8 protein-coding genes are annotated in these 10,366 nt (G+C 64.7%); 4 read left to right on the top strand and 4 right to left on the bottom strand.

What is annotated here, in order from left to right:
- Positions 1–75 precede the first annotated feature (75 nt).
- From pheA to mtnA, 4 genes are all read right to left on the bottom strand, one after another.
- Positions 76–1,170: a prephenate dehydratase gene (gene pheA / locus P5705_RS06555; protein WP_277460074.1), complete on the bottom strand. Its 1,095-nt coding sequence runs from the start codon at positions 1,168–1,170 to the stop codon at positions 76–78.
- Entirely contained in the window at positions 1,170–2,255 is a 1,086-nt protein-coding gene (gene serC / locus P5705_RS06560) for a 3-phosphoserine/phosphohydroxythreonine transaminase (protein ID WP_277460075.1), read from the bottom strand. Before serC ends, pheA begins: the two co-directional genes overlap by 1 nt.
- Positions 2,256–2,499: 244 nt before the next feature.
- On the bottom strand, positions 2,500–5,262 hold the full coding sequence (gene gyrA / locus P5705_RS06565) for a DNA gyrase subunit A (RefSeq protein ID WP_277460076.1): 2,763 nt from the start codon (positions 5,260–5,262) through the stop codon (positions 2,500–2,502).
- Positions 5,263–5,509: 247 nt separating this feature from the next.
- Entirely contained in the window at positions 5,510–6,586 is a 1,077-nt protein-coding gene (mtnA, locus tag P5705_RS06570) for an S-methyl-5-thioribose-1-phosphate isomerase (RefSeq protein ID WP_277460077.1), read from the bottom strand.
- Positions 6,587–6,697: 111 nt separating this feature from the next.
- Here mtnA and P5705_RS06575 point away from each other — a divergent pair, with 111 nt between their 5' ends.
- The 4 genes from P5705_RS06575 to P5705_RS06590 all read left to right on the top strand — a co-directional run bounded on the left by P5705_RS06575 (position 6,698) and on the right by P5705_RS06590 (position 10,348).
- The gene (locus P5705_RS06575; protein WP_277460078.1) at positions 6,698–8,023 is read left to right on the top strand and encodes a TRZ/ATZ family hydrolase; all 1,326 of its coding nucleotides are present in this window, start codon (positions 6,698–6,700) and stop codon (positions 8,021–8,023) included.
- 63 nt (positions 8,024–8,086) lie between these two features.
- Positions 8,087–8,785, top strand: coding sequence for a bifunctional 2-polyprenyl-6-hydroxyphenol methylase/3-demethylubiquinol 3-O-methyltransferase UbiG (gene ubiG, locus P5705_RS06580; RefSeq protein WP_277460079.1), 699 nt, complete (start codon positions 8,087–8,089; stop codon positions 8,783–8,785).
- Between the two features lie 2 nt (positions 8,786–8,787).
- Entirely contained in the window at positions 8,788–9,459 is a 672-nt protein-coding gene (gene mupP / locus P5705_RS06585; protein ID WP_277460080.1) for an N-acetylmuramic acid 6-phosphate phosphatase MupP, read from the top strand.
- A gap of 148 nt (positions 9,460–9,607) precedes the next feature.
- A complete protein-coding gene (locus P5705_RS06590) occupies positions 9,608–10,348 on the top strand; it encodes a YciK family oxidoreductase (protein ID WP_011532766.1) in 741 nt (246 codons plus the stop codon).
- Positions 10,349–10,366: the final 18 nt, after the last annotated feature.

Raw genomic sequence — 10,366 nt, forward strand, 5'->3', positions numbered from 1 at the left:
TACAGATACAACGCACGCCTGTAGGAGCGGCATTCAGCCGCGATGGGCCGCGCAGCGGCCCCACCCTCCCTTGGATCAAAGCACCGCCTTCGGATAGGAACCCAGCACCTTCAGCGCCACGGCTTCCTGGCTGATCTGCTCCAGAACCGCCTTGATCAACGGGTCGCGGTGGTGGCCGACGAAGTCGATGAAGAACACGTAGGTCCACTTGCCGCTGCGCGACGGACGGGTCTCGATGCGAGTGAGGTCGATGCCGTTCTCATGGAACGGCACCAGCAGCTCATGCAGCGCACCCGGCTTGTTGCTCATGGACACGATGATCGAGGTCTTGTCGTCGCCGGTCGGCGGCACTTCCTGGCTGCCGATCATGAGGAAGCGCGTGGAGTTGTCCGGGCGGTCCTCGATTTTCTCGGCCAGACGGGTCAGCCCATACAGGTTGGCCGCCATGTCGCCGGCGATCGCCGCCGAGTTCCACTCGCCCTTGACCCGCTTGGCCGCCTCGGCGTTGCTGGACACCGCTACACGCTCGACGTTCGGATAGTGGGCGTCCAGCCATTTGCGGCACTGGGCCAGCGACTGGGCGTGGGAGTAGATGCGGGTAATGCTGTCGGTCTTGGTGTTCTCACCCACCAGCAAGTGGTGGTGAATACGCAGCTCGACCTCGCCACAGATCACCATGTCGTGCTCGAGGAAGCTGTCCAGCGTATGGCTGACCGCACCCTCGGTGGAGTTCTCCACCGGCACCACGCCGAAGTTGACAGCACCCGCCGCCACCTCGCGGAACACCTCGTCGATGGCCGCCATCGGGCGACTGACCACGGCATGGCCGAAGTGCTTCATGGCCGCCGCTTGCGTGAAGGTACCCTCAGGGCCGAGGTAGGCGATCTTGAGCGGCTCTTCCAGGGCCAGGCACGACGACATGATTTCGCGGAACAGCCGCGCCATCTCTTCGTTATCCAGCGGTCCCTTGTTGCGCTCCATGACGCGCTTGAGCACCGCCGCCTCGCGCTCGGGGCGGTAGAACACCGGCTTCTCGCCTTCGCCGAGAGTGGCGGTCTTGACCTTGGCCACTTCCTGGGCGCAACGGGCACGCTCGCTGATCAGCTCGAGGATCTTCTCGTCGAGGCTGTCGATGCGAACGCGCAGCGCCTTGAGCTCCTGATCGGACATCAAGCGTGCTCCTTCTCGAACTCGGCCATGTAAGCAACCAGGGCCTCGACAGCCTCCAGGCCCAAGGCGTTGTAGATCGAGGCACGCATGCCGCCGACCGAACGATGGCCCTTGAGGTTCAGCAGCCCACGGGCGTCGGCGCCGGCCAGGAAGGCTTTGTCCAGGCGCTCGTCGGCCAGGCGGAACGGCACGTTCATCCACGAACGGGCGTTGTGGCTGATCGGGTTGGTGTAGAACTCGCTGGCGTCGATGAAGCCGTACAGGCGGTCTTTCTTCGCGCGGTTGCGCTGCTCCATCGCCTCGACGCCACCCTGCTCCTTGAGCCACTCGAACACCAGGCCCGAGAGGTACCAGGAGTAGGTGGCCGGGGTGTTGTACATCGAGCCGTTGTCGGCCGAGACCTTGTAGTCGAGCATGGTCGGGCAGCTGCTGCGGGCGCGCCCCAGCAAGTCTTCGCGCACGATCACCACCACCAGGCCGCTGGGGCCGATGTTCTTCTGTGCGCCGGCGTAGATCAGGCCGTACTGAGAGACGTCGATCGGGCGCGAGAGGATGTCCGAGGACATATCGACCACCAGCGGTACGTCACCGGCCTCGGGCACCCAGTCGAACTGCAGGCCGCCGATGGTCTCGTTGGACGCATAGTGCAGGTAGGCGGCGTTCTTGCTCAGCTGCCATTCGTTCTGGCCCGGAATTGCCAGGTAATCGTAAGCCTTGGCGCTGGCGGCAACGTTGACATTACCGAAGCGGCGCGCTTCTTCGATGGCCTTTTTCGACCAGATACCGGTCTCGACGTAGTCGGCGATACCGTTCTCCGGCAGCAGGTTCAGCGGAATCTCGGCGAACTGCTGGCTCGCGCCACCCTGCAGGAACAACACCTTGTAGTTGGAGGGGACGGACAGCAGGTCGCGCAGGTCCTGTTCGGCCTTTTCGGCGATGGCCACGTAGTCGTCGCTGCGATGGCTCATTTCCATCACCGACAGACCCTTGCCGCGCCAGTCCAGCATTTCGGCCTGGGCACGCTGCAGGACAGCATCGGGAAGCGCGGCCGGGCCTGCGCAGAAGTTAAAGGCTCGTTTGCTCACATCCACTCTCGCTCTGCCAAATAGAACAAATCGTAACTTGCGGGCTCGCCAAGCCTTGTAGGAGCGGCCTTGCGCCGCAAAAGGGCTGCGAAGCAGCCCCCAGATCATACTGTGCCACTGAAATTCCGGGGCCGCCATGCGGCCCTTTCGCGGCACAAGGCCGCTCCTACAAAGGGCCGGCATTGCCTGTTCCAATCAGTCAAACGGGGCGACCTTGGTCGCCCCGCTCGGGTTGTTGCTTCACTTACTCCTGAGGCGCCTCTTCGGCACCCGCGTCGTCCTCGCTCACCGCATCGAGCGGGGCGCCCTCCTCGTCCGTCTCGACCAGCTCGTCGAGCTCTTCCTCGGATGGCTCCTGGACACGCTCCACACCAACCAACGTCTCGTCGGTGGCCAGCTTGATCAGCGTCACACCTTGAGTGTTACGGCCCAGGCTGGACACTTCGCCAACCCGCGTGCGCACCAGCGTGCCCTGGTCGGAGATCAGCATGATCTCTTCGCCTTCCTGCACCTGGATAGCGCCGGTCAACAGACCGTTGCGCCCCTTGGTGCCCATGGCGATCACACCCTGGCCACCACGCCCACGGCGAGGGAACTTCGACAGCGGCGTACGCTTGCCGAAGCCGCGCTCGGAGGCGGTGAGGATCTGCGCGCCGGACTCCGGAATCAGCATGGAGATGATGCGCTGCCCCTTGCCCAGTTTCATGCCACGCACACCACGGGCAGTACGGCCCATTTCGCGCACCACGCTCTCGGCGAAGCGGATCACCTTGCCGGCGTCGGAGAACATCATGACTTCCTTGGCACCGTCGGTGATAGCGGCGGCGATCAGGGTGTCACCTTCCTTGAGCTTCAGGGCGATCAGGCCGTTGGAGCGCGGACGGGCGAACTGCACCAGCGGGGTCTTCTTGACGGTACCGGAAGCAGTGGCCATGAAGATGTAGGCGCCAGTCGGTTCGGCGGCCCACTCAGGCGTGTCGCCGTCTTCCTCGTCGACTTCCTCGACCTCGACCAGCTCACCCTCGATCACACCGTCGTCACCGTCTTCCAGCTCTTCTTCCGGATCGGCGTGCTGCTGCAGGGCTTCCAGGTCGATCTGCAGCATGGCGGTGATGCGCTCACCTTCTTCCAGCGGCAGCAGGTTGACCAGCGGACGACCACGGGCGGCGCGGGAGGCCTCGGGAATATCATACGTTTTGAGCCAGTACACCTTGCCCTTGCTGGAGAACAGCAGGAGCGTCGCATGGCTGTTGGCGACCAGCAGATGCTCGATATAGTCCTCATCCTTCACGCCGGTCGCCGACTTGCCCTTGCCGCCACGGCGCTGGGCCTGGTAGGCGGACAACGGTTGCGTCTTGGCGTAGCCGCCGTGGGAGATGGTTACCACGCGCTCTTCTTCGGGGATCATGTCGCCGTAGTTGAGGTCGTGACGGGCATCGAGGATTTCGGTGCGACGGGCATCGCCGTACTCGGCCCGGATCGCTTCGAGCTCTTCGCGGATCACTTCCATCAGGCGCTCGGCGCTGCTGAGGATGCGGATCAGCTCACCGATCTGCTCCAGGATTTCCTGGTACTCGGCCAGCAGCTTCTCGTGCTCCAGGCCGGTCAGGCGGTGCAGACGCAGGTCGAGGATGGCCTGGGCCTGTTCCGGCGACAGGTAGTACTTGCCTTCACGCAGACCATACTGCTCCGGCAGGTCTTCCGGGCGGCAGGAGTCGGCGCCAGCGCGCTCGACCATCACCTGCACGGCGCTGGACTCCCAGGCCGTGCTGATCAGGGCTTCCTTGGCTTCGGAAGGCGTAGGCGAAGCCTTGATCAGGGCGATGACCGGATCGATGTTGGACAGCGCGACCGCCTGACCTTCAAGAATGTGGCCACGTTCACGGGCCTTGCGCAGCTCGAACACGGTACGACGTGTCACGACCTCACGGCGGTGACGGACGAATGCCTCGAGCAGGTCTTTCAGGTTCAGCAGGCGCGGACGACCGTCGATCAGGGCGACGATGTTGATGCCGAACACGCTCTGCAGTTGCGTCTGCTGGTAGAGGTTGTTGAGCACCACCTCCGGCACCTCGCCGCGACGCAGCTCGATGACGATGCGCATGCCGTCCTTGTCGGACTCGTCGCGCAGCTCGGTGATGCCTTCGATCTTCTTCTCTTTGACCAGCTCGGCGATCTTCTCGATCAGACGCGCCTTGTTCAGCTGGTAAGGGAGTTCGGTGACGACGATCTGCTGGCGGCCACCGACCTTGTCGATGTCTTCGATTTCCGAGCGGGCGCGCATATAAATGCGGCCACGGCCGGTGCGATAGGCCTCGATGATGCCCTGGCGACCATTGATCAGGCCTGCTGTCGGGAAGTCCGGCCCCGGGATGAACTGCATCAGCTCATCGACCGTGATGTCGGAGTTATCGATCAGCGCCAGGCAACCATCGATCACTTCACCCAGGTTGTGCGGCGGGATGTTGGTGGCCATGCCCACGGCGATACCGCTGGAGCCGTTGACCAGCAGGTTGGGGATCTTGGTCGGCATGACCGCCGGGATCTGCTCGGTGCCGTCGTAGTTGGGCACCCAGTCGACGGTCTCTTTATGCAGGTCGGCCAGCAGCTCGTGGGCCAGCTTGGCCATGCGCACTTCGGTGTATCGCATGGCCGCAGCGTTGTCGCCGTCCACCGAACCGAAGTTGCCCTGGCCATCGACCAGCAGGTAGCGCAGCGAGAACGGCTGCGCCATGCGCACGATGGTGTCGTACACGGCGGTGTCGCCGTGCGGGTGGTACTTACCGATCACGTCACCGACCACACGGGCGGATTTCTTGTACGGCTTGTTCCAGTCGTTGCCCAGCTCGCTCATCGCATAGAGAACGCGACGATGCACGGGCTTCAAGCCGTCACGCGCATCGGGCAGCGCTCGCCCGACAATCACGCTCATCGCGTAGTCGAGGTAAGACTGTCTCAGTTCGTCTTCGATATTGACCGGGAGGATTTCTTTGGCCAGTTCGCCCATGAGAAGCCTGATTCCTTTTTCTGGTGAAACTTCGCCTGGTCCCTCGTAGGACGAACGAAGCTCGCCGCCGCTGCGTGAAGAGAAGCGACGACATACGACAAATCAATGAGTTGTGCCATGGATCTGCGCAATGAAGGCCGCTGCAAAGAGCGGCCTTGGAAACTGCCGGATGGTATCACAAACGCTGGACGCATGGGAGATATGGCAGGTTGCCGTGCAGCACCATCCGAATGAATTGAAAAACACCTCAATGGAGGCGTTTGCGACACATCAACTGGGCGATTTTCGCCACATCCGGGCGCTCGACCACCCCCTTTTCGGTGACGATCACGTCGATCAGGTCGGCCGGCGTGACATCGACCACCGGGTTGTACGCTTCGACGTCGGCGGTCACCTGGATGCCCGCCACCTCCAGCAACTCTTCCACGCCGCGCGTCTCCAGCGGGATATCCTCGCCCGCGGCCAGGTTCAGGTCGATGCTGCTGCTGGGCGCCACCACCATGAAGCGCAGCCCGTGGTGCATGGCCGCCACCGCCAACTGGTAAGTGCCGATCTTCGCCGCCACGTCACCATTGGCAGCAATGCAGTCGGCGCCGACCACCACCCAGCTGATGCCCTTGGTCTTCATCAGATGCCCTGCCGCCGCGTCGGCAACCACGGTCACCGGCACGCCGTCGGCGGCCAGCTCCCACGCGGTCAGGCGCGACCCTTGCAGCCATGGACGGGACTCGCAGGCATAAACCTGCTCGACCATGCCCTCCAGCGTGGCGGCGCGAATCACCCCCAAAGCAGTGCCGAAGCCACCGGTGGCCAGGGCCCCGGCGTTGCCGTGGGTGAGCAGGGCCTGCTCGCTGCCTTGGTGCTTGCGGATCTGCTCGACACCGAACTGGGCCATGGTCAGGTTGGCTTCACGGTCACTTTCATGGATGGCGATCGCCTCGGCTTCCATGACCGCCAGCACATCCTCGCCCGGACGCAGGCGCTGCAAGCGCTCACGCATACGGTTGAGCGCCCAGAACAGGTTGGCCGGCGTAGGGCGCGCCTCGCCCAGCATCAGGAAGTCTTCTTCCAGGGACTCCTCCCACCCCTCGCCTTCGGCCAGGCGCTGACGCAGCGCCAGCACCAGCCCGTAGGCGGCACTGATGCCGATTGCCGGGGCGCCGCGCACCACCATGTCGCTGATCGCCTCGGCCACCTGAGCCACATCAGTGCAGGTCAGCCAGCACTGCTCCAGCGGCAACAGGCGCTGGTCGAGCAGGTGCAGCGCGCCATCGTGCCATTCGATGCCCGTCACCGTCTCCGCCGCCATCAGTTGCTCGCGCATCGCCTCTCCCCGTCGCCCTGGCATCAAAAGGCGGCGATTATAGCGACCCTCAGCCATGGCCGCTCGGGTATACTGCGCGTTTAAGCAAACCAACCCTGGTACATACCGCGCATGCCCTCCTCCACGCCCCCTGTAGACCTGTTGCTGGCACCACGCTGGCTGGTGCCCGTGGAGCCGGCTGGCGTGGTGCTGGAAAATCATGCGCTAGGCATCCGCGACGGCCAGATCGCCTGGCTCGGCCCGCGCGAACGCGCACCATTGGCGGACCAGGTGCGCGAGCTCCCTGATTGCCTGCTCACCCCCGGCCTGGTCAACGCCCACGGCCACGCCGCCATGTCGCTGTTCCGCGGACTGGCGGACGACCTGCCGCTGATGACCTGGCTCGAGGAGCACATCTGGCCGGCTGAAGGGCGCTGGGTCGATGAAGCCTTCGTGCGCGACGGCACGGACCTTGCCATTGCCGAACAGCTCAAGGGCGGCATCACCTGTTTCGCCGACATGTACTTCTTCCCCCGCGAAGCCTGCGACCGCGTGCACCGCAGCGGCATCCGCGCGCAGATCGCCGTGCCCCTGCTGGACTTCCCCATCCCCGGAGCACGCTCACCGGAAGAGGGCCTGCACCTGGCCATCGAGCTGTTCGGCGACCTGCGCCACCACCCGCGCATCACCGTCGCCCTTGGCCCGCACGCCCCCTACACCGTCAGCGACGCGAACCTGGAGAAGATCCGCATCATCGCCGACCAGCTCGACGCACCAGTGCACATGCATATCCACGAGACCGCCGGCGAAGTCGAGCAGGCACTCAAGGATAACGGCGAGCGCCCGCTGGCCCGCCTCGCCCGCCTGGGCCTGCTCGGCCCCAACCTGCAGGCGGTGCACATGACCCAGGTCAGCGACGAAGATCTGGCGCTGCTGGTAGAAAGCAATACCAGCGTGGTCCACTGCCCCGAATCCAACCTCAAGCTGGCCAGCGGTTTCTGCCCGGTGGAGCGCCTGTGGCAGGCTGGCGTGAATGTGGCGGTCGGCACCGATGGCGCGGCCAGCAACAACGACCTTGACCTGCTAGGCGAGACCCGCACCGCCGCCCTGCTGGCCAAGGCGGTTGCGGGCTCGGCCACGGCCCTGGACGCCCATCGCGCCCTGCGCATGGCCACGCTCAATGGCGCCCGGGCCCTGGGGCTGGAAGCCATTACCGGCTCGCTGGAAGCGGGCAAGGCCGCCGACCTGGTCGCCTTCGACCTCTCCGGCCTGCAGCAGCAACCGGTGCACGATCCAGTCTCGCAACTGATCTACGCCACCGGCCGCGATTGCGTGAAAGACGTCTGGGTCGCCGGCCACGCCCTGGTTCAGGATCGTCGCCTGACACAGATGGACGAAGCCGCGCTGGCCAGCACCGCCCGCGCCTGGGGAGCCCGCATCGGCGGGCGCAACGAATAACCGGCCGGCAGCCACGGCTGCCGCCCCGTAGCACTTTCATCGAAGATTCAGAGGACTGTTCACATGAGCAACGTCGACCACGCCGAAATCGCCAAGTTCGAGGCCCTGGCCCATCGCTGGTGGGACCGCGAAAGCGAGTTCAAGCCACTGCACGACATCAACCCGCTGCGGGTCAACTGGATCGACGAGCGCGTGAGCCTGGCCGGCAAGAAGGTCCTGGACGTCGGTTGCGGCGGCGGCATCCTCAGCGAGGCGATGGCCCAGCGCGGCGCCACCGTCACCGGCATCGACATGGGCGAGGCGCCGCTGGCGGTGGCCCAACTGCACCAGCTGGAATCCGGCGTGAACGTCGAGTACCGGCAGATCACCGCCGAGGCCCTGGCCGAGGAGATGCCCGAACAGTTCGACGTGGTCACCTGCCTGGAGATGCTCGAACACGTGCCCGACCCATCCTCGGTGATTCGCGCCTGCTACCGCATGGTCAAGCCGGGCGGCCAGGTGTTCTTCTCGACCATCAACCGCAACCCGAAGGCCTACCTGCTGGCCATCATCGGCGCCGAGTACATCCTCAAGATGCTGCCGCGCGGCACCCATGACTTCAAGAAATTCATCCGTCCTTCCGAGCTGGGCGCCTGGAGCCGCGTCGCCGGGCTTGAAGTGAAGGACATCATCGGCCTCACCTACAACCCGCTGACCAAGCACTACAAGCTGAGCAACGACGTCGACGTCAACTACATGATCCAGACCCTGCGCGAGGAATGAGCATGCGCCTGCGAGCAGTACTCTTCGACATGGACGGCACCCTGCTGGACACGGCGCCGGACTTCATCGCCATCTGCCAGGCAATGCTCACCGACCGCGGCCTGCCGACCATCGACGATGCGCGCATCCGCGAGGTGATTTCCGGCGGCGCCCGGGCCATGGTGGCCGCGACCTTCGCCATGGACCCGGACGCCGAAGGCTTCGAAACGTTGCGCCTGGAGTTCCTCGAGCGCTACCAGCGTGATTGCGCGGTGCACAGCAAGCTGTTCGACGGCATGCCGGAACTACTGGCCGACATCGAGAAGGGCAACCTGCTGTGGGGCGTGGTCACCAACAAGCCGGTGCGCTTCGCCGAGCCGATCATGCAGCGCCTGGGCCTGGCCGAGCGCTCGGCACTGCTGATCTGCCCGGACCACGTGAAGAACAGCAAGCCCGACCCCGAGCCGTTGATCCTGGCCTGCAAGACCCTCGACCTCGACCCGGCCAGCGTGCTGTTCGTCGGTGACGACCTGCGCGACATCGAGTCCGGCCGCGACGCCGGCACCCGCACCGCGGCCGTGCGCTATGGCTATATTCATCCAGAGGACAACCCCAACAACTGGGGCGCCGACGTGGTGGTGGACCACCCGCTGGAACTGCGCAAGGTGATCGACAGCGCGCTGTGCGGCTGCTGATACCCTTGGCCTGACGTAGATCCTGTAGGAGCGGGCTTGCCCCGCGATGAGGCTGACCGCGACAACATCGCTGCCGGGGCGGACGCAATCGCGGGACAAGCCCGCTCCCACAGGGGGGCGTCGCCCACTGATTTCAAGGACAAATCACATGTTCGACTACACCGCCCGCCCCGACCTGCTCAAGGGCCGGATCATCCTCGTCACCGGCGCCGGCCGCGGCATCGGCGCAGCCGCAGCCAAAGCCTATGCAGCACTGGGCGCTACCGTGCTGCTGCTGGGCAAGACCGAAGCCAACCTCAACGAGGTGTACGACCAGATCGAAGCCGCTGGCCACCCGCAGCCGGTGGTGATCCCGTTCAACCTGGAAACCGCCCTGCCCCACCAGTACGACGAACTGGCGGTGATGATCGAGGAGCAGTTCGGGCGCCTTGACGGCCTGCTCAACAACGCGTCGATCATCGGCCCGCGCACGCCGCTGGAGCAGCTGTCGGGCGACAACTTCATGCGGGTGATGCACATCAACGTCAACGCCACCTTCATGCTCACCAGCACCCTGCTGCCGCTGCTCAAGCTGTCGGAGGACGCCTCGGTGGTGTTCACCTCCAGCAGCGTCGGGCGCAAAGGGCGGGCCTACTGGGGCGCCTATGGCGTTTCGAAGTTCGCCACCGAAGGGCTGATGCAGACGCTAGCCGACGAGCTCGAAGGTGTCGCGCCAGTACGCGCCAACAGCATCAACCCAGGCGCCACGCGCACAGCGATGCGGGCCCAGGCCTATCCAAGCGAGAACCCGCAGAACAACCCGCTGCCCGAAGAGATCATGCCGGTGTACCTGTACCTGATGGGGCCGGACAGCAAGGACGTGAACGGGCAGGCATTGAACGCGCAATAAGGCCCTGTTCGCCGGCAA

It is taken from the genome of Pseudomonas entomophila, assembly GCF_029478665.1.
GTDB classification, from domain to species: Bacteria; Pseudomonadota; Gammaproteobacteria; order Pseudomonadales; family Pseudomonadaceae; genus Aquipseudomonas; species Aquipseudomonas entomophila_F.

Excerpts from the sequence above, each read along its gene's own strand:
- mupP (WP_277460080.1), top strand. The coding sequence starts at position 8,788 with ATGCGCCTGCGAGCAGTACTCTTCGACATGGACGGCACCCTGCTGGAC.
- pheA (WP_277460074.1), bottom strand. The coding sequence starts at position 1,170 with ATGTCCGATCAGGAGCTCAAGGCGCTGCGCGTTCGCATCGACAGCCTC.
- ubiG (WP_277460079.1), top strand. The coding sequence starts at position 8,087 with ATGAGCAACGTCGACCACGCCGAAATCGCCAAGTTCGAGGCCCTGGCC.
- mtnA (WP_277460077.1), bottom strand. The coding sequence starts at position 6,586 with ATGCGCGAGCAACTGATGGCGGCGGAGACGGTGACGGGCATCGAATGG.
- gyrA (WP_277460076.1), bottom strand. The coding sequence starts at position 5,262 with ATGGGCGAACTGGCCAAAGAAATCCTCCCGGTCAATATCGAAGACGAA.
- P5705_RS06590 (WP_011532766.1), top strand. The coding sequence starts at position 9,608 with ATGTTCGACTACACCGCCCGCCCCGACCTGCTCAAGGGCCGGATCATC.
- P5705_RS06575 (WP_277460078.1), top strand. The coding sequence starts at position 6,698 with ATGCCCTCCTCCACGCCCCCTGTAGACCTGTTGCTGGCACCACGCTGG.